Origin of the sequence: Aeromonas sp. 600276, from assembly GCF_049175815.1 — a bacterium.
Taxonomy (GTDB): Bacteria; Pseudomonadota; Gammaproteobacteria; order Enterobacterales; family Aeromonadaceae; genus Aeromonas; species Aeromonas dhakensis.
In genome coordinates this window covers 1-23489 of record NZ_JAAKVU010000020.1, presented here as the reverse complement: position 1 = coordinate 23489, position 23489 = coordinate 1, and the positions used below count along the sequence as shown (strand labels likewise).

The following is a 23489-nucleotide window of genomic DNA, read 5'->3' as shown; positions in this document are numbered from 1 at the left end:
AACCCCATGCCGCGCAGGGTTGGGGTTATTTTGTTGATTTATTTGGGCTGGGCCACAAAGGTCTGGCCGGTTTTGCCCTTGCTGTCCACTCCCATCAGATAGAGATAGAGCGGCATCAGGTCGGCCGGAGTCTTGAGGGTCTGCGGATCTTCGGCCGGGAAGGCACTGGCCCGCATCTTGGTGCGGGTGCCACCCGGGTTGAGGGTGTTGACCCGCACCGCGGTGTTTTCCAGTTCGTCCGCCAGCACTTCCATCATGCCTTCGATGGCGAACTTGGAGATGGCATAGGTGCCCCAGTAGGCGCGGCCCTTGCGACCCACGCTGGAGGAGGTGTAGACGATGGAGGCATCGCCGTACTCCTTGGCAGTCTGGCGAATGAGCGGCAGCAGCGCCTGGGTCAGCAGGAATTCGGATTTGACGTTGACCTGCATCACTTCGTCCCACTCCTGCTCCTGGATGTGTTCGAACGGTGACAGGGTGCCGAGCAGGCCGGCGTTGAACAGCACGCCGTCGAGGCGGCCGAACTGCTGGGCGAAGGTCTCGGCCATGCCGCGATAGTGGGCGGCGGTCGCCCCCTTCAGATCCACCGGCACGATGGCGGGCAGCGGGTGGCCGGCCGCCTCGATCTGGTCGTAGACCGCCTCCAGCTTGGCGCTGGTGCGTCCGAGCAGGATCACGGTGGCGCCGTGGGCCGCATAGGTGAGCGCCGCTTCGCGGCCGATGCCGTCACCGGCACCCGTGACCAGAATGACCTTGTCCTTGAGCAGATCCTGGGGGGCCTGATAATCGAACATGACAACTCCTGTTAACAATTCGTGGCTGATGCGCCCGGCAATAGAGGGGCAAGTGTACTGATCCCGCACGGCGTTTGACCAGTATGAGATGGCAAAAATGTGAATAAATCAGAGGGGTTGTGATAGTCGATTGGCATTTCTGACGGGTTGACGCAGAGTTTTTGCGCGCACCGGGCAAACTCCCTAGAATGTGAAAAAATCGTCCCCCCGGGGGCACACCAGTGGAGCATCAAGTGGCATTTTTGACCGAATACGGCCTGTTCCTGGCCAAGACCATTACCCTACTGCTCGCCATCGGCGCCGTCATCCTGATGGTGGTAAGCAGCCGTCAGCCCAAATCCCGCAAGGGGGAGCTGGTGGTGACCGATCTCTCCAGCGAGCTGGAGCAGGGGCGTCACCAGTTGCAGGCTGCATTGGCCGGCAAGGCGGAGCGCAAGCAGCTGGAGAAGGCGCGCAAGGCCGAGCACAAGGCCCGGGCCAAGAGCGAAGATGCCCGCAGCCGGCTGTTCGTCATCGATTTTCACGGCAGCATGGATGCCAAGGAGGTAGCCTCCCTGCGCGAAGAGGTGAACGCCGTGATAGGCGTAGCCCAGCCGGGGGACGAAGTGCTGCTGCGGCTCGAATCCGGCGGCGGCGTGGTGCACGGCTACGGTCTGGCGGCCTCCCAGCTGCAGCGGCTGCGGGATCGTGACATCAAGCTGACCGTGGCCATCGACAAGGTGGCGGCGAGCGGCGGCTACATGATGGCCTGCGTGGCGGATCAGATCCTGGCGGCGCCGTTCGCCATCGTCGGCTCCATCGGGGTGATCGCCCAGCTGCCGAACTTCAACAAGCTGCTGAAAAAGCACGACATCGAGTTCGAGATGCACACCGCCGGCCAGTACAAGCGCACCATCACCATGTTCGGCGAGAACGACGACCTGGGGCGCGAGAAGTTTCGCGAGGAGCTGGGCGCCATCCACGAGCGCTTCAAGGCATTCGTGGCCGAGCACAGACCCAACCTCGACATCGACAAGGTCACCACAGGCGAGCACTGGCTGGCGAGCCAGGCCAAGCAGCTCGGGCTGGTGGACAGCCTCTGCACCAGCGATGACTATCTGCTGGCCCAGGCCAGCCAGCACAAGGTGGTCGGCATTCGCTACAGCAAGCCGAAAAGCCTGACCCAGAAGCTCGGCCAGCAGGCTGCCGTGGCGCTGGAGTCCGGTCTGGGTCGCCTGTGGCAGCAGGGCCCCTGGCGCTGAGGTACAGTTCAAGGACGGAAAAAAGAGAGCCGGGCACTTGCCCGGCTCTCTTTTTTATAGCGTAGGAGCGCCTTAGCGCTGGAACGGGTAGACGGAGCCCAGTTTCAGGATCTGGGTCAGCTCGTCCAGCGCGGTGCGGGACTCCATGACCAGTGCCGGGTCGCGCAGGTCGTCCAGCGCCAGGCTGTCGCGGTAGTGTTTCTCCACCCAGGCGTCCAGGCGGGCAAACTGGCCGTCGTTGATGAGGCAGGCCGGGTTGACTGCGGCGAGCTCGGTGTCGTTCATGGCGACCCGCAGTCGCAGACAGGCGGGGCCGCCGCCGTTTCTCATGCTCTGCTTCACGTCCATGTAGTGTACCCCCTTGATGGGGGTGCCCAGGGTCACCAGCTTGGCCAGATAGGCTGACACCGCCGGGTTGTCGCGGCACTCGGTGGGGGCGATGATCGCCATCTCACCGGACGGCAGGGTCAGGATCTGGGTGTTGAACAGATAGGACTTCACCGCATCCTGCACCGACACCTCGGCAGTGGGCACCTCGATAAAGTGCAGCTCGCCGTCACCGAACTTGGTGCGCACCTCGGCCAGCGCCGAGGCGGTGTTGAGGAACGCCTGCTGGTGGAAGAACAGCACGTTCTGGTTGCCCACCGCGATCACGTCGTTGTGGAACACCCCCTGATCGATCACGTCCGGGTTCTGCTGGATGAAGACGGCGCTCTCGTCCCCCAAGCCGTGCAGGCGGGCGATGGCCTGGCTCGCTTCCAGGGTCTGGCGGGCCGGGTAGCGTTTGGGGGCGGGCTGGGAGACGTCGAAGGCGCTGCGGCCATAGACGAACAGCTCTACCCCGGACTCGCCATAGGCGCGGCACAGCCGGGTGTGGTTGGCGGCCCCCTCGTCACCGAAGTGGTCGTTCTCCGGCAGGTGCTGATGGTGATAGAAGTGGCGGTCGTTGTTGAACACGGCGCGCAGGATGCGGCCAGTCACCTCGGGCTCGAGGGAGCGGTGAAACTTGTTGGTCAGGTTGGCGGGGGTGAAGTGGATGCGGCCATCCTGAGTATCGGCACTGGGGGAGACGGTGGCGGCGTTGGCGGTCCACATGCTGGAAGCCGAATAGCAGGCGGCCAGTACGGCGGGCGCCTGTTTGGCAGCCTGGGCCAAGACGCTTGCATCGTTGCCGGTGAAGCCGAGGCGGCGCAGGGTGGCGAGATCCGGCCGCTCCTGCGGGGCCAGTACCCCCTGCACCATGCCGAGGTCGGTCAAGGCCTTCATCTTGCGCAGACCCTGCTTGGCGGCCTCCTTCGGATTGGACGCTTCCTTGGCATTGTTCTGGGAGGCGACGTTGCCATAGGACAAGCCGGCATAGTTGTGGGTCGGGCCGACCAGGCCGTCGAAGTTGACCTCGAAGTGCTTCATTGAGTACATCCTTTCGATTTTTATATGGGTAGCGGTTCCTTCCGCGCACAATGCTGCGGGATGCAGCCATTATAAGGAGATTTTGTCTTTTGTAACAAGCTGATAACGAAACTGGTTTGTTATGTTACAAGAGCGGTTGGTTATGTCGTTTCCAATATAAAAAGAGGGTGGATATAGCATAAAAATAAAAAAGCGGTTGCTTCCCGCGGCTCGGCTTCGCATTAATAAATAAAGAAGCAAGGTGGTTCGGGCTGCTGGGCAAATTTGCTCACAAGATTGCTTTTTCCCGTCAAATCTCTTATACAGCCCCACAAAACCGCACACCAACCCCGTCGGGTGCAATGAGGATAATAGTTACAGCATGGGCAAATCACTGGTCATAGTGGAGTCTCCGGCCAAGGCCAAGACCATCAACAAATATTTGGGCAAGGACTACGTGGTGAAATCCAGCGTTGGTCACGTGCGCGATCTGCCGACCAGCGGCAGCGCCAGCAACGAGCCCAAAAAACCTGTCATTCGCGGCATCAAGCTGAGCGAATCAGAAAAGGCTGCCAAGGAGCGCAATGCCCTGTTCTCACGGATGGGGATCAATCCGACCGCAGGCTGGCAGGCCAACTACCAGATTTTGCCCGGCAAGGAAAAAGTGGTCAGCGAGTTGCAGAGTCTGGCCGAGAAGGCTGACACCATCTATCTCGCAACCGACTTGGATAGAGAAGGGGAAGCGATCGCCTGGCACCTGCGCGAGATCATCGGCGGCGACGACAGCCGCTACAAGCGCGTGGTGTTCAACGAGATCACCAAGACCGCCATCCAGGAGGCGTTCGCCCAGCCGTCCGAGCTGAACATTCACCGCGTCAACGCCCAGCAGGCCCGTCGTTTCCTCGACCGGGTGGTGGGTTACATGGTCTCCCCGCTGCTCTGGAAGAAGCTGGCCCGCGGCCTCTCCGCCGGCCGGGTACAGTCCGTCGCGGTGCGCCTCATCGTCGACAAAGAGCGTGAAATCAAGGCGTTCGTGCCGGTGGAGTTCTGGGATCTCAACGCCGACCTGCTGACCGGTGATAACGCCGATCTGCGGATGGAGGTGGTCAGCCGCAACGGGGCCGACTTCAAGCCGGTGACCCAGGCCGAGACCTTCGCTGCCGTGGCCGCCCTGGAAGGGGTCGACTACAAGGTGGTGAACCGCGAAGACAAGCCGACCGGCTCCAAACCGTCTGCCCCCTTCATCACCTCCACCCTGCAGCAGGCAGCCTCCACCCGGCTGAGCTTCGGGGTCAAGAAGACCATGATGATGGCCCAGCGCCTCTATGAAGCGGGTTACATCACCTATATGCGTACCGACTCCACCAACCTCAGCAAAGAGGCGGTCGAGGCGGTGCGGGAATACATCGGCGAGCAGTATGGCGCCGCCTACCTGCCGAGCGATCCGAACCTGTACGGTGCCAAGGCCAATGCCCAGGAGGCCCACGAGGCGATCCGCCCCTCCAGCGTGCTGGTGACGGCCGAGATGCTGGAAGGGATGGAGCCGGACGCGATGCGGCTCTATGACCTCATCTGGCGTCAGTTTGTCGCCTGCCAGATGACCCCGGCCCAGTACGACTCCTCCACCCTGACCGTCAAGGCCGGTGAGTTCGAGCTCAAGGCGCGCGGCCGCACCCTGCGCTTCGCCGGTTGGACCAAGGCGCTGCCGCCCATGGGCCGCAAGGGTGAAGACAGCCAGCTGCCGGCGGTGACCGTCGGCGAGGTGCTCAAACTGGTCAAGCTGGATCCGCGCCAGCACTTCACCAAGCCGCCCGCCCGCTTCACCGAAGCGGCGCTGGTGCGCGAGCTGGAAAAGCGCGGCATCGGCCGTCCGTCCACCTACGCCTCCATCATCTCCACCATCGTCGACCGTGGTTATGTGCGGGTCGAGAGCCGCCGTTTCTTCGCCGAGAAGATGGGCGAGATCGTCACCGACCGGCTGGTGGAGAACTTCGTCGAGCTGATGAACTACGAGTTCACCGCCAAGATGGAAGACAAGCTCGATGGCATCGCCGAGGGGAGCCTGGAGTGGAAGAAGGTGCTGGACGCCTTCTACGCCGAGTTCACCCAGGAGCTGGAAAAAGCGGATCTGCCGGTGGAAGAGGGGGGCATGCGTGCCAACCAGATGGTGCTGACCGACATCGACTGCCCGGATTGCGGCCGCAAGATGGGCATTCGCACCGCCACCACCGGGGTCTTCCTCGGCTGCTCCGGCTACGCCTTGCCACCCAAAGAGCGCTGCAAGAAGACCATCAACCTGGTCTCCGCCGACGAGTTCGTCTCTGCCACCGATGGTGACGAGGCCGAAACCGAGGCGCTGCGCGCCAAGCACCGCTGCGGCGTGTGCGGCACCGCCATGGATGCCTACATCATCGACGACAGCCGCAAGCTGCACGTCTGCGGTCGCAACCCGGATTGCGACGGCTACGAAATTGAAAAAGGCCAGTTCAAGCTCAAGGGCTACGAAGGGCCGAGCATCGAATGTGACCGCTGTGGCAGCGAAATGCAGCTCAAGAACGGCCGCTTCGGCAAGTACATGGGTTGCACCAACGACACCTGCAAGAACACCCGCAAGATCCTGAAAAACGGTGATATCGCGCCGCCGAAGGAAGACCCGGTACCGCTGCCGGAGCTGAAATGTACCCAGTCCGACGCTCACTTCGTGCTGCGTGACGGGGCCGCCGGCCTGTTCCTGGCCGCCAGCAACTTCCCGAAATCCCGCGAGACTCGTGCGCCGCTGGTGGAAGAGCTCAAGCGCTTCAAGGAGCGCCTGTCGCCCAAGCACCAGTACCTGGCCGATGCCCCGGCGTCAGATCCTGACGGTAACGCCTCCATCGTGCGCTTCAGTCGCAAGACCAAGGAGCAGTACGTGATGACCGAGGTCAACGGCAAGGCGACCGGCTGGACGGCGCATTACGACAACGGCAAGTGGCAGGAGAGCCTGGCCAAGTCGAAGAAGGCGTGATTGCGCAGCGAGCACACTCTGATGAAAGAGGCCCCTTGCAGGGGCCTTTTTGTTTTCAGATGGCGGTATACTGAAACCGCTGCAAGGATGGCAGCGCTGGACACGGAGGTTGTGATGGAGATTAACGAGATCCGGCCGGGAATGACCTGTCTGACCCGGGAAGGAACCGCCTATGTGCTGGAAGTGGACAAGCAGAGTCTGCTGGTGCTGTTGCAACGGGAGTACGAAACCATCCCGGTGCAGGTGCGCAGCGACGAGATCCTGGCCCCCATCACCCGGTGAGGCGGGCCGCCATCGTCAGAAGGGCAGGAGAAACAGCAGCTCGGCGAGGTCGGGCTGCCACTGCCACTCCTTCATCCTGACCCGCCCGCCAATCACGGGCACCCCCTCTTCCTGCAGCAATCCCGCCTGTCTGTCAAAGCCTGCCGACCCCTTGGGCAGCGATATGGTGCCCGCCGCGCCCAGCACCCTGTGCCAGGGCAGCACCTTGTCGGTCTCCCGCAGCACCTTGCCCACCAGCCTGGCCCGGCCTGGCAGCCCCGCCAGATCCGCCACCTGTCCATAGCTCACCACGCGACCGGCCGGGATCAGGGCCAGGATCGCCTCGATGCGGGCCACCTTGTTCAGCGGGGTGGGGGTCGATTCCGTTCTCATGAAGTTGACTCGTCAAAAACAACAGAAGCGCCATTGTGGCGCTTCTGTCGGGTGACTGGCAAATGGGTCAGCCGAAGGTCTGACTGAGCCCCTTGAGCTGCCTGGCCCGCTCCAGCAGCTCCTGACTGGAGTCGTCGACCTCCTGCATCTTCTGGCTGTTGGCGTGGGAGTACTCGGAGATCTGGTGGATGCTGCGACTGATATCCTCCACCACCGTCTGCTGCTGCTCGGCGGCGGCGGCGATCTGGGTGGAGAACTCGGTCACCAGCTCGATCTCCTGCAGCACGGTATGCAGGCTGCTGGAGCCCTGACGGGTCATCTCGGCGCACTCGCGGGTCTGCTGCAGGTTCTCCTGCATCATCCCCTTCCAGCGGCCCAGGGTGTGCTGGATCTGCTGGATGCTGCCCTGGATCTGCTCGGTCGCCTTGTGGGTGCGGGTCGACAGGGTACGCACCTCGTCGGCCACCACCGCAAAGCCGCGCCCCTGTTCGCCAGCCCGGGCCGCCTCGATGGCGGCGTTGAGCGCCAGCAGGTTGGTCTGGTCGGCGATGCCTTGGATCTCCCCCATCACGCTGCCGATCCGCTCTGACTCGCTGGCCAGCTCCACCGCCGAGTTGAAGGCCAGCTCCGCCTGTCTGGCGAGCTGCTCGATGCGCTGCTCGGTCTGGGCCAGCTGCTTGTCCGTGTGCTGGCAGCGGCTGCGGGCCTCGCTCACCTGACCGTTGGAGTCCTGGATGTTGCGGGCAATCTCGTGGGCCGTGCTGGCCATCTGGGTCATGGCGGCGGCCATCTGCTGGGTCTGGGCATCCTGCTCGTTGATGTCGAGGCAGGCCTGATGGGAGGCCTGTTTCAGGTTGCTGGCCAGGGCCTGCAGCGGGTTGGTCGCATCGTTGACCCGGCCCAGCACGGTGCGGATGCGGGCCTGCAGCATCTTGATGTGAAAGTCGGCGATGGCGCCGGGGCCGTCACCTGAGTAGACCAGCCGGGTCAGGCTGTCATATTCGCGGCCCAGCTGCTGCAGATAGAGCGGCAGGGCAAAGATCTCGCGCCAGTAGGCGCCGCCGATGAGCAGCAGGGGCAGCAGCATCAGTAGGGCGGTCATGGCTCCCTGGCTGGCGAAGGCCCAGCCCATCAGGCCGAGCAGCAGCAGGGCGATGGCCGGTGCGCGCACCCGGGCGAGGGAGGGGAGGCGGCTGCCGGTGCCGCGCTCGGCCTTGAGCAGGGCCTGGTAGGCCTGGCCGGCGATGCGCTTGAGCTGGGGATCCGGCTTGCAGCGCACCGATTGGTAGCCGCTGATCCGGTTGCCCTCGTAGATGGGGGTCACATAGGCATCGACCCAGTAGTAGCGGCCATCCTTGCAGCGGTTCTTCACCATGCCGCGCCAGGGCTTGCCCTCCTTGAGGCGGGCCCAGAGATCGGCGAAGGCCGCCTTGGGCATTTCTGGGTGGCGCACCAGGTTGTGGTTATGGCCGACCAGCTCGTCGACCGAGTAGCCGGCGATGCGGCAGAAGGCGGGGTTGGCGTAGGTGATCACCCCGCGCAGATCCGTGGTGGAGACCAGTTGTTCGTCGGCAGGAAACTCCACTTCGCTGTCCAGGGTATGGACGTCTCTGCGGGCCATAGGAATACGCTCCGATGTTCTTGTTGATAACTTTGTCGTTGTTATTGTGGCAGATCTGGAGATGGCCGCAGGCTCGCGCCAGCAGGTGGCAGACCGGCTTCATAGGGGGCTGAATTTTGCCAACAATGGCGGATGAATGGTAGGGGCAAGTTGATGTTTTGTTGGTTAATCGTAAAAAAAAGGCGGCCATCAGGCCGCCAAGGAAAAAAGATAACACTACCTCTGCGGTACCCGGTAACGCACCTGGAGCTGGTCGAGGATCTGCAGCTGGCCCGGCAGACGGGCGGCGAAGTGCTCCCACCCCTTGCGGGCGGGGGCACTCCAGGCCACCTCGGCGGTCGCCAGCATGCGCGGGAACAACATATAGTCGAGACGATCGCGAGAGGTGATCAGTTCCGACCATAAGGGGCTCAGCACCCCCAGGATGTTATCGTTGGCATGGAAATCGGCTGGGGCCGGGTCGCACGCGTAGACCTGCGCCAGATTGAGGGTGCCCGCCCAGTAGAGGCCGGGTTCATGGATGTCCTGACTCCAGGCAAGGTCCAGATAGAGGTGCTGGGCCGGTGCCATCACCACCGGATAACCCGCAGTGGCCGCCTCGAGCCCGGCCTGGAAGCTGGTCCAGGCGAAGATGGTGGCGTCCCGGCTCACCTTGTCGCCGTGCAAAATCTCCTCCCAGCCCAGCATCCGCTTGCCCTTGCCGGCCAGGTACTGCTGGCAGTGGCGCAGCAGGTGGCCCTGCAGCTCGCGGCAATCCTGATAGCCCTGCTGCTTCATCAGTTGCTGGCAGGCGGGGCTGTCGGTCCAGACCCCGCTGGGCACCTCGTCTCCCCCCATGTGCACCAGTGGCCCCGGGAACAGCTCGCACACCTCGTCCATCACGGCTTCCAGGAATTGATAGGTGCCGGGCAGGGCCGGGTTGAGCACGTTGTCGTCAAAATATTGCACCGACAGGTAGCGGGAGCGGTCGGCCTCCTCCACCAGCAGCTCGGGCAGCGCCTTGATAGCGGCGTGGCAGTGACCCGGGATGTCAATTTCCGGAATGATGGTGATGCCAAGTCCGGCAGCATAGGCCACCAGTTCGCGCACCTCGCTCTGGGTGTAGTAGCCGCCATAGGGCTCGGGGCCGCCGCTCAGCTGGGGCCCGACGGCCAGGCCGTGGCCGCGCCAGGCGGCCAGTTCGGTCAGCTGGGGGAAGGCCTTGATCTCGAGGCGCCACCCCTCGTCATCGGTCAGGTGCCAGTGGAAGCGATTGAACTTGTAGAGGCTCATCAGCTTGAGCAGGCGCTTGAGGGTGGCGAGGGAGTGAAAGTGGCGGGCACAGTCGAGAAAGATGCCGCGAAAGCCAAAGCGCGGCGCGTCGCTGAGCTCGATGCAGGGCAGGCTCTCGCCGTGCTGCAGATACCACTGGGCCAGGCTGACGAGGCCATGGCGCCAACCTGCCTCGCCGCCGGCGGCAATCACTATCTCCTCCGGGGTGATGGTCAGCCGGTAGGCCTCCGGGCCCAGGCCGCTTTCAACCAGCCGGATCTCGGCGTCGTGATCCTGCGCCAGCGCGAGCCCGGTCAGCTCGTTGAAGTGGGCCAGCAGCGGGCCGAGCAGGGGGCTCGGGCCGCTGACGTGGGCGCGCTCCGCCAGCCGGAAGTTGCCCTCCAGCAGCAACAAGCGATCTGGCTGTGGCACGATGCCGGCGAGGGGCTCCACCTCGGGCAGATCTGGCGCCGCAGTGGCGGATTGTGGCAGGCCCAGCTCCTCGCCGGTCAGCTCCACCGGCATCAGCTGGGGGCCGCTGCTGGCCCGGGGCAGGCTCAGGAAGAAGCCGCGCGGCATGTCGGAGAGGCGCTTGATGGGGGTGCTACGACAGCAGAAGCGCAGCTCGCTGGCCCCCGTTTGCGGGAGCAAGACCTTGTAGCTGCCGCTCTGGCGCTCCAGCTCACCGCCCTCTACCGAGCCGGGGTCGATGTGACGTGCCAGGCAGAAGTGGAGCTTCCAGGGGGCATCTGGCAGCTGGCTCAGGCTGAAACGAAACCAGACGTCGTCACCATCGCGTCGGTCGACCTGGGTGTGGATCAGAGGTGCGGACATGAAAACTCCTTCGGTTGCACGAGCAGGGGGCCGGCCGCTCTGGTGAAGACGGCTGGCGATGGTTGAGGGGAGGGCGTGCTGGTGCTGGCACGGTTCAGGAGTGCAGGCATGGCAGCGCCTCCGTCTTGGCAAACAGGATAGCCCCCTCCAGTGCGTCGGCAGCGGGGCTGACCAGCGGCAGGTGCGCCAGACGGGGGGCGAGGCGCATGCCGATGCCGCCGAGCAGGGCAATCCGGTCGGCGCCCAGCTGGCGCATCCCCTCCAGCAGGATGGCCAACTGCTGGCAGGTCTCCTCCAGCAACTGGCAGGCGAGCTCGTCGCCGTCGCTGGCGGCATCGAACACCCAGGGGGCGAAGCGGCCGTAGTCGGCGGGGATGGCGCGGGCGGCCCAGCGTACCACCTCGGCCTGATCCCGCTTGAAGTGATCGAGCAAGCGGATGGCCAATGTGCTGGGGGGCAGGATGCCGTCGTGGCAGAGCAGGGATTGCTGGATGGCGCGCAGCCCCAGCCAGGCGCCACTGCCCAGATCCGAGATGGGAAAGCCGCGGCCGGAGCAGGTGTGCAGCTGGCCGTGGCGATAGATGAGCCCGGCCGAGCCGGTGCCGGCGATGAGGATAGCCCCCTCCTCGCCGCCAAAGGCGCCCAGGCAGGCACCGAAGGCGTCGGAGGTGAGCCGCACGCTCGCAAAGGGGAAGGGCATGGTCAGCATGGCGTGATAGCAGTCGGCCAGCTCGGCGGAGGCGAGCGCCAGCCCGACCCCCATCCGTTGCTGGGCATCCTCAGCAAGTCCGGCCTCGAGACGGGCCTGCTCGATGGCGGCCAGCACGTTGCCGTGGGCGATCTCGATGCCGAGCTCCAGGTTGGAGCCGGCGGCGCGCCCCTCGCCGAGCAGCTTGCCGGCCCGATCCCGAATGCGGGCGCGAGTATGGGTGCCGCCGCCATCCACCCCGACCCAGTACTCAATCATGGTGGCCTCCCTGCGCGCTCTGCCAGCTGATGGCCAGGGCGAACCAGGCGGCGTGCGGGATCCACTGCTCCCCCCAGCGCCAGTTCTGATCCAGCCGCTCCTTGTAGGCCTCGGGGATAAAGGCCACCTCGTTTTCGTCATCAAACCCTGAGGTGATGCCGTTGCAGATCCCCCCCAGCGCATTGGGATAACCGGCGGTGTAGCTCGGATTGTTGCTGCCGTGACCCGCCAGCATGCAGGCGTTGAAGGGGTTTTTCCCCAGGATCCAGTCGAGCTGGTGTTGGCCGAAGGTGCGCAGCAAGCGGCTCTGGTGCGGCAACTGGGCGGCGGCGGCAAACGCCATGGCGGCCAGCGAGGCGAGGCGAGCGTTCTCCCCCTGCCACCAGTAACCCGACTCGTTGTGGTGGGGCATAAAGAAGCTGACGCGGGGGGCTTCGCCAACCCCTTTCACATACTGGCGGGCGAGGGCAAACGGGTTGCCGGGGCGGGCACAGAGCGCCAGCTCGGCGGCCAGCGCCTGCTCGATCACCCGCTGCACCGCGCTCTTGCGCTCCCAGTCCGGCTCGATCCCCACGTATTCCAGCAGGGCCAGCACCGGCAGGCCCGCCTCGGCGGCGTGGTAGTAGGGGCGCGCGCCATCCTCGTTGGCGGCCCAATAGTGGCCGAGCTCAGGGTGAGGGCGCTGGCGGGCGCAGAGCTTGTCGGCCCGCTCTCTGGCCTCTGCCAGCCACTCTGGGCCCAGGGTGCGGGTCAGCTCCACCGCCGCCAGCAGGGCGCAGTAGTCGTCGATGATGTTTTCGACCCCGTCATCCAGATAGGCAAGGTTGTGCTCGCGCAGGTGCAGGTAGCCGCGTCTGGCCGCTTCGGCGTAGCGGCTGGCATCGAAGTCGCCGCTGACGCTCTCGCGGGCGGCGCGGGCGAGCGCGGCGATGGCCATGCCGCCCCCTTGGCGGAAACCGGCATGCCAGTTGGCGGACTTGAGCCCCTGCTGGGTGGCGTAGGCGCACAGCTCGCGCTGCTCGGGATCCTTGCTCCACTTGTCGAACAGGGTCATGTAGAAGAAGCCCGACTCATCCTGCATCCGGCAGAGAAAATCGGCGCCGTGCAGCGCCTCGTCGTTGAGCCGCTTGCAGAGGTTGACCCCGTCGATGTCGCGGCGCGGGGCCAAGAGCTCGCGGCATTTGAGCAGGGCCCAGACCACCATGGGGGTCTGCTGGGGGTTGAGGTAGTTGGCGTAGGAGAGGTGGCTCAGGTATTTGCTCATGTCGCCGCTGGCATCGAACCAGCCGCCGTGCACGTCCCGGCGCAGGTCGGTGCCAAACAGACGAGCGCTGCGGTCGGCCCGATCGAAGGCGCCGCTGGCACGCTGTCCCTTGAAGTAGTGGATGACGTCGGAGAGGCAGCAGCTGGCCAGCAGATCGGGGCCGATGGCAAAGCGGGTAGAGCGGACAATGCCTTGGGCGGTGATCGCCTCCAGCCGATAGTGGCCTGGCTCTTGGAATGCCGAGAAGTCGGCGCGCCAGTAAGCACGGCCCTGCCAGCCGGGGACGCTGCCGGTCGCTTGCAGCGGAGTTTCAAACAGGATCTGGCCATCACCCTGGCGTTGCAGCCTGACATAGCCGCCGAGATCATGGGCGGGGGTGGCTTGTAGCAGGGCGATCTTCTCCCCGTCGCACGGGTAACCCACCTGATTGATCAAGAGTTCCATCGAGGTATTACTCCTGTGGTTCACCGACAGGCGGTGAGGCACATCACGGGGCCATGGCCGCCCCGTATCGAGGCATGGCCGGACACTGCTGTCCGGCCGGTTCAAGGCTCACCCTCACTCGTAGAGGTAGCAGCGCACAAAGTGGTTGTCGGCAAGCTTGCTGACGGGGGGCAGGGTCTCCTTGCAGCGCGGCATCGCCTGATTGCAGCGCCCGGCGAAGGGGCAACCGCAGGATTCCGGCGTCCAGAGCGGGATCTCCCCCTTGCGGCCCCCCTCCAGCTCGGCGTGGATGCTCTTCTCGGGGTCGGGCACCGCCGAGATGAGCAGCTGGGTGTAAGGGTGCTGGGGGTGGTGCAGGATCTCGTCCACCTCGCCCCACTCCACCATGTGCCCGACGTACATTACCGCCAGATCCTCGGCCACGTAGCGGGCGGTGGCGATGTCGTGGGTGATGTAGAGCATGGAGACGCCGAGTTCGTCCTTCATCTGCTCCATCAGGTTGAGGATGCCGATGCGAATGGAGACGTCGAGCATGGAGGTGGGCTCGTCCGCCAGCACCACTTCCGCCTCCACCGCCAGGTTGCGGGCGATGTTGACCCGCTGGCGCTGGCCGCCGGAGAGCTGGTGCGGGTACTTGGCCGCAGTCGCCTTGGCAGGGGTGAGCCCCACCTTCTCCAGCAGGCCATAGACCATGTCGGGCAGATCTTTCTTGTCGATCACCTTGCTGTGCAGCAGCAGGGGGCGGGCGATGTGGTGGTAGATGGTGTGGGTCGGGTTCAGCGAACCGAACGGATCTTGCCACACCATCTGTACGCTCTGACGGTAGTCGAGCAGGGCGGTGCCCTTGTTGAACTCCTCCAGATCGCGGCCGCGATAGAGGATGCGGCCGCCGGAGAGCTTGTACATCTTGGCGATGATCTTGGCGATGGTGCTCTTGCCGGAGCCGGACTCTCCCACCACCGCCAGGGCGCGGCCCCGGTGCAGGTTGAAGGTGATGTCCGAGAGGGCTCGCATCTTGCCGCTCTTGATGGCGTTGGAGTTGACGGGGAAGTCCTTGTAGAGGTGCTGGACTTCGATGATGGGGGCGTCGGTTTTGGCGATTTGCATGACAGACATCCTTAACAGCCAGCGGCCTTGTCCAGATAGATCAGGGGATCTTGTTGCTCATCCTGCGCCTCATAGAGGTGACAGGCGGTTTGTTGGCCGGGGCGGATCTCGGCGAGCTTGGTGTATTGCTGACGGCAGCGCTCATGCACCCTGGCGCAGCGTGCCTGAAAGCGGCAGCCCACCGGCACCTCCAGCAGGTTGAGCGGGGTGCCCGGGATCCCCTCCAGCACCTTCTTGGGCCCGTGCAAGGGCGGGAAGGAGTTGCCGAGCCCCCTGGTATAGGGGTGCAGCGGCGCGGTCAGGATCGCCTTGGCCGGCGCCACCTCCACCAGTTCACCGGCGTACATGATGCCGATGCGATCGCAGAACTCGACCATCAGCGAGAGGTCGTGGGTGATGAAGAGGATGGAGAAGTTGAACTTCTCTTTGAGCGCATAGACCTTCTGCAGGATCTCCCGCTGCACCACCACGTCGAGCGCCGTGGTCGGCTCGTCCATGATCAGCAGCTCGGGGTTGAGCGCCATGGCGATGGCGATCACCAGCCGCTGGCGCATGCCGCCGGAGAACTGGTGCGGGTAGTCCTTGAGCCGGCTCGGGTGGATGTCGACGATGGCGAGCAGCTCCTGGGCGCGCTTGATCGCCTCATAGCGGGTGAGCCCCGGGTTGTGGGCCAGCAGCACGTCGCAGAACTGCTCCTCCATGCGCAGCACCGGGTTGAGCGCGTTCATGGCGGACTGGAACACCACCGACACCTGCTGCCAGCGGTAGCTGCGCAGCCGCTCATCGCCGTAGTGGAGGATGTTCTCCCCCTTGAACAGGATCTCGCCGCCGCTGATGTAGGCGGGCGGCTTGTGCAGCCGCGCCACCGAGAAGGCGACGGTGGACTTGCCGCAGCCCGACTCGCCGGCCAGGCCAAACACTTCACCGGGGGCGATGTCGAAGCTGACCGAGTTGACGGCGCGCACGTCGCCGTTCTCGGTGATGTAGTCGACGCAGAGGTTGCGTACCGACAGCAGGGGTTGTTGCGATCTCATGCTGTCTTCTCCTGTACGGCCGGTACCGGCGTGGTGACGGGGGCGGCGAGTTTCTTCCAGCGATTGAGCCCCTTGTGGGAGCGCAGCTGCGGGTTGGCGATTTCGTCGATGGCAAAGTTGAGCAGGGCCAGACCGGCACCGAGCGTTGCGATGGCGAAGCAGGGGGCCAGGATCTCCCACCAGGCGCCGACCAGGATGGCGCTCGAGGTCTGGGCGTTGTAGAGCATGATGCCCCAGCTCACGACTGTGGGGTCGCCAAGGCCCAGGAACTCCAGGGTCGCCTCGGTGACGATGGCGTAGATGATGGAGCCGATGAAGCTCACCCCGATGATGGAGATGAGGTTCGGCAATATCTCCACCAGGATGATGCGCCAGGCCGGCTCCCCCAGCACCTCGGCGGCGATGACGAACTCTTTCTCGCGCAGGGCCAGGGTCTGGGCGCGGATGACCCGCGCGCCATAGGCCCAGGAGGTAAAGCCTATGATGAGGGCGATCACCGCCGGTGACGCCTCCCCGATGAAGCTGGCCAGCACCAGCAATAGAGGGAGGTTGGGGATCACCAGCACCACGTTCATCAGGAAGGTGAGGCACTCGTCCACCAGGCCGCCGAAGTAGCCGGCGGTGATGCCGATGGCGACGGCGAGGGCGCACACCAGCAGGCCCGCGCTGAAGCCCACCATCAGGGAGATGCGGGCGCCGTTGGTGAACTGGGCCCAGATGTCGTGGCCCATGCGGGTGGTGCCCATCACGAACTCGGTGCTGGGGGGCTGGTGGGGGCGGGCCACCCGCTTGGTCGGTTCGTTGCCGGCCAGAATGGGGGCGAACAGGGCCATCAGCACGAAGCTGACCACGATGAAGAGGCCGCAGGCGGCCTTCTTGTTGCCCAGCAGGATTTTCAGAATAGTCGGCATGCGCATCTTATTTGCCTCCGGTACGCAGACGGGGATCCAGGAAGACGTAGAGCACGTCGGCCAGGAAGTTGAAGCTGAGCATGGTGATGGTCATGATGAGCAGCTGCCCCTGAATGAGCGGGTAGTCGCGGGCCAGAATGCCCTGATAGAGGGTCAGGCCCAGGCCGGGATAGTTGAAGATCACCTCGGTGATGAGGGATCCGCCGATGACGAAACCGAGCGCCATGGAGAGGGCGGTGACGCTCGGCAGGATGGCGTTGCGGGCGCCGTAGTTGAAGATCACCCGGTTGCTGGAGAGCCCCTTGGCCTTGGCCATGGTGATGTAGTCCTCGCCCAGCAGGTTGATCATGTTGTTGCGCATGGTGATGAGAAAGCCCCCCACCTGCACCATGGCCAGGGTGCCCACCGGCATGATGGCGTGGGTCAGGATGCTCTTGATGTGCTCCCAGCCCCAGTCGGGGGTGATCTCCGGGCTGTAGGCGTAGCCGATGGGCAGCCACTCCAGGCTCACCCCGAACAGGAAGAGCGCCAGCAGCGAGATGACCACAGGTGGAATGGCCTGCATCACCAGGGTGAGCGGGGAGAGGATGCTGTCGAGGCGACCGCCCCGGTGCCAGGCGGCGAAGATGCCGACGATGGAACCGATGGAGAAGCTCAGAATGGTGGAGGTGCCCACCAGAAACAGGGTCCAGCCGATGGCGCGGCCGAGTACGTCGGCGACCGGTTGGGGGTAGTAGCGCACCGAGGTGCCGAGATCCCAGGTGAAGACGCTCTTCACATAGGTGAGAAACTGGGTGCCGATGGGGCCGTCCACGAAACCGAAGGTGGCCTTGAGGGCCTCCAGCGCGGCGGGTTCCATCATGGCGCCGGCCCGGGCAAACATGACGGAGACGGGGTCCCCCGGCATGGCTCTGGGCAGCAGGAAGTTGATGGTGGCGGCCACCAGAAAGGCGACCAGATAGAAGGAAAAGCGTCTCAGTATGAATCCCATGATGATACCTTTTACTGCTGGTCCGCCCCGCGCCGGGCATAGTTACCCCAACCCCGGCAGAGCCGGGAGATAAGGGGAATGGGCGGGGAAGAGGGCCCCCCGCAGGGGGCCGGGATTGATTAGCTGTTCGGCTTGAGTGACAACACGTGCAGCAGACGCTCCGGGGTGTCCGGGTGAACCTGCGGCTTGGCGACCGGGTTGTCGGCACTGAACCAGCCGTGGAAACGCTTGGTGCTGTATTCGTACCAGGTCGGGTTGTTGAATACCGGGATGATGGTCTGGTTGGCACCGACCCTGTCCTGGATCTCGAACATGATCTCCTTCTGCTTGGCGGCATCGGCGGTCTGGGTAAAGTCGTCGATCAGCTTGTCGAGCGCCGGATCCTTGTAGCGGGGCGCCGCGAAGCGGTTGCCGCGCTCACCCATGTTGCGGGAGTGGAAGGCGGTCTCGAAGTACTTGTGCGGGTTGGCACCGGCAAAGTAACCCTGCAGGGCGACGTCGAAGTCACCGGTGATCAGGTTTTCGGTCCAGACGGTGGCTTCCGGGGTGGCGGTCTTGGCGTTCAGGCCCAGTGCCTGCAGCCCTTCCACGCCGATCTGGGCGGTGTTGACCCAGTCGGTCCAGCCATTCGGTACCAGCACCTTGAACTCGATCTTCTGGCAGGTGGGGGTGTCGAGGAACTTGTCGCCGTCACAATCCTTGTAGCCGGCCTGTTTCAGCAGGGCCTTGGCGCCTTCCAGATCGAACTTGTTGTACTTGCCGTACTTCTTGTCCACTTCCGGGTTGTTCCAGGAGTCGAACGCCTTGCCGAGCCCTGACGGGTACTCGTTGACGGTCGGGTAACCGTAGCCCGCGATGTCCACCATGGACTGGCGGTCCATGGCCATGGAGAAGGCGCGGCGGAAGTTGACGTCGTTGAAGGCTTCGTGGTTGCCCGGTTTCTTGGCCTGGAAGTTGACGTTGAACGCCACCGTGCCGGAGGCCGGGAACCAGTACTTGTTGTTCTTCGGATCGTTGCCGACGTAGAGACGCTCGATGTCCGGCACGAAGGAGCCGAACCAGTCCACGTCACCTTTCATCACCGCGGCCAATACCTGGTCGTTGGTGGCCATCTGCGGCATGCGCAGGCAGTCGATGGAGAGGTTGGCGTTGTCCCAGTAGTGCGGGTTGCGGCACTGGGTGTAGAGCTGGGCGGAGAAGTTGTCCACTTCGGTGAAGGGACCGGTGCCGACCGGCTTGTCGTTGGTGAAGGCGACCGGGTCTTTCACCGATTTCCACTGATGCTCCGGTACGATGGGCACCAGCACCAGGTCGTTCACCACGTTGGTGTTGACGTCGGTCAGGTCGAACTTGATCTTGTTGGGAGCCAGCTTCTCGACGCTCTTGATCTGGGTCCAGATTGAGCGCTCGTCCAGCGCCTTGTTGGCCTTGACCAGGTTGAAGGAGAAGAGGACGTCATCGGCGGTAAAGGGCTGACCGTCCGACCACTTCACTCCGTCACGCAGATCGAAGGTGACGGACTTGAGGTCCTTGCTGAACTCGAAGTGGGTGGCCAGACGATAGACGGGCTTGCCGCCCTGCATATCGTTGAAGATCACCAGGGGTTCATAGATGAAGTGACGGGTGGTGTGCAGCAGACCCGCCTGCAGGAAGGGGTTGAAGTTCTTGACCCACGCGGTTTCCTGTTGTGCGACCAGGGTCAGCACCGTCTTGTTGTCGGCCGCCATGGCGTTGCCGGCAGCGCCGGCAAGCATCATGGTGCCCAGCATTACAGCAGTAGAGATTTTGGATACTTTGGCAAGCATATTATTTCCTTTCTTATTTATATTCCTTGTTTGGATTTGAGCACCGACTTCGCATGCTGGGGAGGTCGGCCCTCAATGTTGGTCAGGTTTTTCACCCTTGTAGTTGTGTCATCCAACGTCCCTAGCAAAGCAGAGTTAACAGGAAAACAACAACTGTTCAGATCGTCGATATCGTAAAAATCGGCGCTATCACGTCAATTTCGTCAAAATGGCTTTTAACTCAATTTAAATCATGAGGTTATGTTAATTGCTCTGACGTAATAAGTCCCCGTCAATCTGCCTCTCATGACAATTGTGTGAATTGGATCGGCTCTCGTTTTGACGTGGGGAGCGGGCTTAATTTTGCACAAAAAAAAACCGCCCCGCCAAGTGTGAGCCAGGGCTCAGATTGGAGATGGGGGCGGGGAGGGGATGCGCTAGCTCTTGCGGGTGGCGAGCTGGCGCAGGGTCTGGGCGCTGTGGTGTAGCTGCTGGCGCTGGGCCTCGTTGAGCGGGCCGTGGCTGAGCACGTATTCGGCGGTGGCGACCACCGTCTTCCAGCGCGGCGCCTTGGGCAGGGTGTCCAGGCTCAGGTACTTGTCGAGGGTGCGGGTCTGCGGGCTGGAGCGGTCCATGTAGACCCGCCACAGCTTGCTCTTCTCGGCCAGCACTATCTTGCCCTTGCCGGTGCTCTGCTGCCAGGCATCCAGGGTGAGCCGCATGGTGTCCACCAGGGCGCGGCGCAATGGCTCGTCATCCTGCTGGCGGATGAGATCGTCGGCGAGCGAGCGGAACTCCCCGCCCAGCCGGCTCAGCTCGCCCAGCAGCTGACCATCCTCGATGATGGCCTGGCGCGACAGGCTCTTGAGGGCGTTCTCCAGCGCCATCACCCGGTTTTCGTCGGGCCGCGACTCTGTGCTGAGGGCCAGCGCATAGGCGGCCTGCCCCCCCAGACTGATGGGCAGGGCGCGGGCGTTGAGCTCGTCCCGCTGACCCGCCACCAGAAACGCCAGCGACTGCTCCTGGCCGGCCTGCAGCCCGGGCCACTGGCTGGCCAGCGGGCTGGCCAGCCAGTCGTCCAGCGGCTGCCCCTCCATGGCTTCCGGCTCCTGGCCCAGCAGGCGGGCCAGCACCCGCGAGGCGAACAGCACAGTGCCCTGACTATCGATGAACACCATGGGGTCGGCCCCCTCGCCGAGCAGGGCCAGCAGCCGCTGCTGATCCTGATGCAGCTGCTCCTGCAGCACCAGCCGGTGCTCTATCTCCTGTTTGAGCAAGCGGTTCTCCACCAGAGAGGCGCGCCCGGCGCTCGCCTCCAGCAGGGCCCTGACCCGGGCGAACAGCTCCTCCTTGCAGAAGGGTTTCACCAGATAGTCGTTGGCGCCGGCGTTGAAACCCTCCTCGATATCCTTGGGCTGGTTGAGGGCGGTGAGCAGCAGCACCGGCAGCTTCTCCTTGGGATGCTGCTCCCGCAACCGGCGGCAGACGTCGAAGCCGGAGAGGGTCGGCATCATCACGTCCAGCAGGATGAGGTCGACCGGCTCCTGGGCCAGCTTGGCCAGCGCGTCGTGGCCGTCGCTGCTGGGCAGGATGCGATAACCGCAGGGCTGCAGCAGGTGGCGCAGTATGTGCAAATTGATGGGCTCGTCGTCCACCACCAGAATGAGGGGCGCATCCTCGGGCGGTGGGGGGAGGTCATCGCTCTCCCACTCCGGCAGGGCGAGCGGCTGCTGGCGCACCAGCTGATGCTCTATCTGGCGGCTGTCGAGGGTCAGACTGCCGGCCTTGCCGCTGGCGAGCGGCAAGGTGAAGGCGAAGGTGGAGCCGACGCTCGGCTCGCTCTCCACGAACAGCTCGCCCCCCATCAGGTGCACCAGCTGGCGAGTGATGGAGAGGCCGAGGCCGGCCCCCTGCTTGCTCACCTCAGGGCTCATCTGAACCAGCGGCTCGAAGATGTGCTCCAGGTGATCCCTGGCGATGCCGATGCCGGTGTCGGTCACCCGGATGTGCAGGAAGTTGCCCTCCACCAGGGCGCTCAGCACCACCTTGCCCTGCGGCGTGTACTTGATGGCGTTGCCCACCAGGTTGTAGAGCACCTGTTCGAGCCGCTGCTCGTCCGCCAGCACAGGCGGCAGCTCGGCCGGGGTTTTGTCCACCAGAGTGAGGGGTTTGGCCTGCACCAGGTGCTGGCAGAGATCCAGCACCAGCCGGATGACCCCCTTGGAGGAGACCGGCTGGGGGTGGATCTCCAGCTGGCCGTAGCGCATCTGGTGGTAGTCCAGCAGATCGTCCACCAGCCGCGCCAGGCCGTCGGCACTCTTGATGATGAGCCCCAGCTGTTTCTGCTGCCCTTCGGTCAAGTCCTGCTGGCTGGCAAGCATGGATTCGGCCATCCCCTTGATGCCGTGGATGGGGGTGCGCAGCTCGTGGGAGGTGTTGGCCAGCAGCTCATCCTTGAGCTTGTCCGCCTGCTGCAGGCTGAGGTTCTGCTTGTGGGTCAGCTTGACCTGCTGCTGCAGCTCCTGGGTCTGCCGCTCGATGAGTTCGATCTTGTCCTTCACCGAGCGCTGCATGTGGCGAAACGCCTGGGCAAGCCGGTCGATGTCGTCATCGGTGCGGGCGATGGCGATGGGGTGATCCAGGGCGCCGTCGGCCACCTGCTCGGCGGCGGCGGTGAGAGAGCGCAGCGGCGCCGTGATGGAGTGGGAGAGCCAGCGGGAGAAGAGGATCAGCAGCAGCAATGAGCCGGCCCCCAGCAGGATCACCAGGGTTTCCAGCTGGCGGATGGGGCGATAGGCCTCGCTGGTGGAGATCTCGGCGATGAAGGCCCACTCGGTGTCGAACACCTTCACCTGGGTGTAGGCGGCCAGCACCTCGTCCTCGTGGTAGGAGCGAAACAGCCCGACCCCCTGCTCGCCGGAGAGCGCCTTGACCACCAGCGGCGTCTGCAGCGGCCGGAAGTTGGGGCTGAAGCTGTTCTCCACGCTGAACTCGGGCGCCAGCCAGGCGTTGGCGCGCATCCGCTTGTCCGGGCCGATGAGGATGGTCTCGCCGGTTGCACCGAGCCCCTCCCGCTCCGCCATGATCTGGTTGAGCTTGTCCGGCAGCAGCTCGAAGATCACCACGCCGCGCACATAGTCGTACTGCATCACGGGGGCGGCCATGTAGGCGACCACCTGGCCGGTCAGTTCGTTGCGGCCAAAATCGGTGAACTCGAAGATCTGTTGCGGCTTCTGGCCGCCGTCGAGGCGCCGTTTGATCTTGGCGAAGGTCTGGCCCAGACCACTCGATTGGTAGGGGCCGGAGAGCAGATTGGTGGCGAAGTTGGCGCGCTTGGTGACCGAATAGACCACGTCGCCGTTGAGGTCGATCAGGAAGATGTCGCTGTAGTTGGACTTGCGCACCATGTCGGCGTAGCCGCGATGAAAGCGCTGATGCACCCGGCCATACATCTCGTCCGCCAGGATCAGGGCACTGATGGAGGGCTCGATGTCGGGGGTGTTGTCGGGCTTTTGCAACTGATCCCAGGAGCCCGGCACATAGCGGGCCTGGGCGCGGGCGCGGGCCTCCTGCGGTGTGGTGCCGAGTTTCTCGAAGGCGCCGGTGAAGCCGTAGAAGCGACCGATACTGTTGCCGGCAAAATCCTGCTGGGAAAAGTTGATGATCTGCTGTTTGAGGTTGCCGAAGTAATCTTCCAGCTGGCTCTTCTTGATGTTGCGAACGGAAACCAGATGGTTGGAGGTTTGGGTGGTGAGATCCTTGCCGTGGCTATAGAGGAAAAACAGGGTGACAACCAGGAAGGGCACCATGGCCAGCATAAAAAATGCCAGCATCAGCTGCGGCCTGAGTCCACGAGGCTTGAAGATCCATTTCATCGGGAGATTTTCAATTGAGAATCCGGTTACTAACCGCCGCAAGTCTCTGATTAAAGGCTAATCATTTCAATGACTTTATCTTGAATTCGCCTGCTGGGTCACAGCCTGGCGCGTTTTTTTTGGGCAAGCCGTCTAAACCCTGAGCAAACAGCACGAGAAAGGGCTGAAAGTGAGAAAAAAGGGTTGTGCCTCTGCTCGGGGTACGTATAATGCGCCTCGTTGTCAGGCAACTGGCACACAAGCAGTAATGCGGGAATAGCTCAGTTGGTAGAGCACGACCTTGCCAAGGTCGGGGTCGCGAGTTCGAGTCTCGTTTCCCGCTCC

At 63.7% G+C, this 23489-nt stretch carries 16 protein-coding genes and 1 tRNA gene; 4 read left to right on the top strand and 13 right to left on the bottom strand.

The features are described from left to right. Window positions 1-38 precede the first annotated feature (38 nt). Window positions 39-794 carry a YciK family oxidoreductase gene (locus G5134_RS17765; RefSeq protein ID WP_201877632.1) on the bottom strand — a complete coding sequence of 252 codons (756 nt, stop codon included), beginning with the start codon at window positions 792-794 and terminating at the stop codon, window positions 39-41. Between the two features lie 233 nt (window positions 795-1027). Here G5134_RS17765 and sohB point away from each other — a divergent pair, with 233 nt between their 5' ends. After that, window positions 1028-2035 carry a protease SohB gene (gene sohB, locus G5134_RS17760; RefSeq protein WP_195878941.1) on the top strand — a complete coding sequence of 336 codons (1008 nt, stop codon included), beginning with the start codon at window positions 1028-1030 and terminating at the stop codon, window positions 2033-2035. Between the two features lie 72 nt (window positions 2036-2107). Here sohB and astB read toward each other — a convergent pair whose 3' ends face one another. After that, on the bottom strand, window positions 2108-3445 hold the full coding sequence (gene astB, locus G5134_RS17755; protein WP_211052463.1) for an N-succinylarginine dihydrolase: 1338 nt from the start codon (window positions 3443-3445) through the stop codon (window positions 2108-2110). A 361-nt stretch (window positions 3446-3806) separates the two neighbouring features. Here astB and topA point away from each other — a divergent pair, with 361 nt between their 5' ends. Further along, entirely contained in the window at window positions 3807-6428 is a 2622-nt protein-coding gene (gene topA, locus G5134_RS17750) for a type I DNA topoisomerase (RefSeq protein WP_010633259.1), read from the top strand. A 114-nt stretch (window positions 6429-6542) separates the two neighbouring features. Then, the gene (locus G5134_RS17745; RefSeq protein ID WP_005303277.1) at window positions 6543-6710 is read left to right on the top strand and encodes a hypothetical protein; all 168 of its coding nucleotides are present in this window, start codon (window positions 6543-6545) and stop codon (window positions 6708-6710) included. A gap of 15 nt (window positions 6711-6725) precedes the next feature. Here G5134_RS17745 and G5134_RS17740 read toward each other — a convergent pair whose 3' ends face one another. The 11 genes from G5134_RS17740 to G5134_RS17690 all read right to left on the bottom strand — a co-directional run bounded on the left by G5134_RS17740 (window position 6726) and on the right by G5134_RS17690 (window position 23165). Further along, a complete protein-coding gene (locus G5134_RS17740; RefSeq protein WP_017785210.1) occupies window positions 6726-7082 on the bottom strand; it encodes an MGMT family protein in 357 nt (118 codons plus the stop codon). 67 nt (window positions 7083-7149) lie between these two features. After that, window positions 7150-8703: a methyl-accepting chemotaxis protein gene (locus G5134_RS17735; RefSeq protein ID WP_421232099.1), complete on the bottom strand. Its 1554-nt coding sequence runs from the start codon at window positions 8701-8703 to the stop codon at window positions 7150-7152. Between the two features lie 216 nt (window positions 8704-8919). Continuing rightward, a complete protein-coding gene (locus G5134_RS17730; protein ID WP_005303270.1) occupies window positions 8920-10788 on the bottom strand; it encodes a beta-N-acetylhexosaminidase in 1869 nt (622 codons plus the stop codon). A gap of 94 nt (window positions 10789-10882) precedes the next feature. After that, a complete protein-coding gene (locus G5134_RS17725; protein WP_421165012.1) occupies window positions 10883-11755 on the bottom strand; it encodes a BadF/BadG/BcrA/BcrD ATPase family protein in 873 nt (290 codons plus the stop codon). Then, window positions 11748-13463, bottom strand: coding sequence for a glycoside hydrolase family 9 protein (locus G5134_RS17720; protein ID WP_421232098.1), 1716 nt, complete (start codon window positions 13461-13463; stop codon window positions 11748-11750). The genes G5134_RS17725 and G5134_RS17720 overlap by 8 nt, the downstream gene beginning before the upstream one ends. 114 nt (window positions 13464-13577) lie before the next feature. Further along, the gene (locus tag G5134_RS17715) at window positions 13578-14570 is read right to left on the bottom strand and encodes an ABC transporter ATP-binding protein (RefSeq protein WP_099359582.1); all 993 of its coding nucleotides are present in this window, start codon (window positions 14568-14570) and stop codon (window positions 13578-13580) included. Window positions 14571-14581: 11 nt separating this feature from the next. Next, complete coding sequence (locus G5134_RS17710) at window positions 14582-15604, bottom strand: ABC transporter ATP-binding protein (protein ID WP_042007195.1); 1023 nt, start codon at window positions 15602-15604, stop codon at window positions 14582-14584. After that, window positions 15601-16521 carry an ABC transporter permease gene (locus tag G5134_RS17705; protein ID WP_017778439.1) on the bottom strand — a complete coding sequence of 307 codons (921 nt, stop codon included), beginning with the start codon at window positions 16519-16521 and terminating at the stop codon, window positions 15601-15603. The genes G5134_RS17710 and G5134_RS17705 overlap by 4 nt, the downstream gene beginning before the upstream one ends. 1 nt (window position 16522) lies before the next feature. Beyond that, complete coding sequence (locus tag G5134_RS17700; protein WP_005303257.1) at window positions 16523-17506, bottom strand: ABC transporter permease; 984 nt, start codon at window positions 17504-17506, stop codon at window positions 16523-16525. A gap of 119 nt (window positions 17507-17625) precedes the next feature. Beyond that, window positions 17626-19311, bottom strand: a complete 1686-nt coding sequence (locus tag G5134_RS17695) for an ABC transporter substrate-binding protein (protein WP_005303255.1) — start codon at window positions 19309-19311, stop codon at window positions 17626-17628. A gap of 416 nt (window positions 19312-19727) precedes the next feature. Then, window positions 19728-23165, bottom strand: coding sequence for an ATP-binding protein (locus G5134_RS17690; RefSeq protein WP_421232097.1), 3438 nt, complete (start codon window positions 23163-23165; stop codon window positions 19728-19730). Window positions 23166-23414: 249 nt separating this feature from the next. On the opposite strand from G5134_RS17690, the gene G5134_RS17685 reads away from it, so the two are divergent. Continuing rightward, a tRNA-Gly gene (locus G5134_RS17685) sits at window positions 23415-23487 on the top strand. Window positions 23488-23489: the final 2 nt, after the last annotated feature.

What these genes read in the sequence shown, in the direction of transcription:
- G5134_RS17765 (WP_201877632.1), bottom strand. Translation starts at nt 794, where the DNA reads ATGTTCGATTATCAGGCCCCCCAGGATCTGCTCAAGGACAAGGTCATT.
- astB (WP_211052463.1), bottom strand. Translation starts at nt 3,445, where the DNA reads ATGAAGCACTTCGAGGTCAACTTCGACGGCCTGGTCGGCCCGACCCAC.
- topA (WP_010633259.1), top strand. Translation starts at nt 3,807, where the DNA reads ATGGGCAAATCACTGGTCATAGTGGAGTCTCCGGCCAAGGCCAAGACC.
- G5134_RS17745 (WP_005303277.1), top strand. Translation starts at nt 6,543, where the DNA reads ATGGAGATTAACGAGATCCGGCCGGGAATGACCTGTCTGACCCGGGAA.
- G5134_RS17740 (WP_017785210.1), bottom strand. Translation starts at nt 7,082, where the DNA reads ATGAGAACGGAATCGACCCCCACCCCGCTGAACAAGGTGGCCCGCATC.
- G5134_RS17735 (WP_421232099.1), bottom strand. Translation starts at nt 8,703, where the DNA reads ATGGCCCGCAGAGACGTCCATACCCTGGACAGCGAAGTGGAGTTTCCT.
- G5134_RS17730 (WP_005303270.1), bottom strand. Translation starts at nt 10,788, where the DNA reads ATGTCCGCACCTCTGATCCACACCCAGGTCGACCGACGCGATGGTGAC.
- G5134_RS17725 (WP_421165012.1), bottom strand. Translation starts at nt 11,755, where the DNA reads ATGATTGAGTACTGGGTCGGGGTGGATGGCGGCGGCACCCATACTCGC.
- G5134_RS17720 (WP_421232098.1), bottom strand. Translation starts at nt 13,463, where the DNA reads ATGGAACTCTTGATCAATCAGGTGGGTTACCCGTGCGACGGGGAGAAG.
- G5134_RS17715 (WP_099359582.1), bottom strand. Translation starts at nt 14,570, where the DNA reads ATGCAAATCGCCAAAACCGACGCCCCCATCATCGAAGTCCAGCACCTC.
- G5134_RS17710 (WP_042007195.1), bottom strand. Translation starts at nt 15,604, where the DNA reads ATGAGATCGCAACAACCCCTGCTGTCGGTACGCAACCTCTGCGTCGAC.
- G5134_RS17705 (WP_017778439.1), bottom strand. Translation starts at nt 16,521, where the DNA reads ATGCGCATGCCGACTATTCTGAAAATCCTGCTGGGCAACAAGAAGGCC.
- G5134_RS17700 (WP_005303257.1), bottom strand. Translation starts at nt 17,506, where the DNA reads ATGGGATTCATACTGAGACGCTTTTCCTTCTATCTGGTCGCCTTTCTG.
- G5134_RS17695 (WP_005303255.1), bottom strand. Translation starts at nt 19,311, where the DNA reads ATGCTTGCCAAAGTATCCAAAATCTCTACTGCTGTAATGCTGGGCACC.
- G5134_RS17690 (WP_421232097.1), bottom strand. Translation starts at nt 23,165, where the DNA reads ATGAAATGGATCTTCAAGCCTCGTGGACTCAGGCCGCAGCTGATGCTG.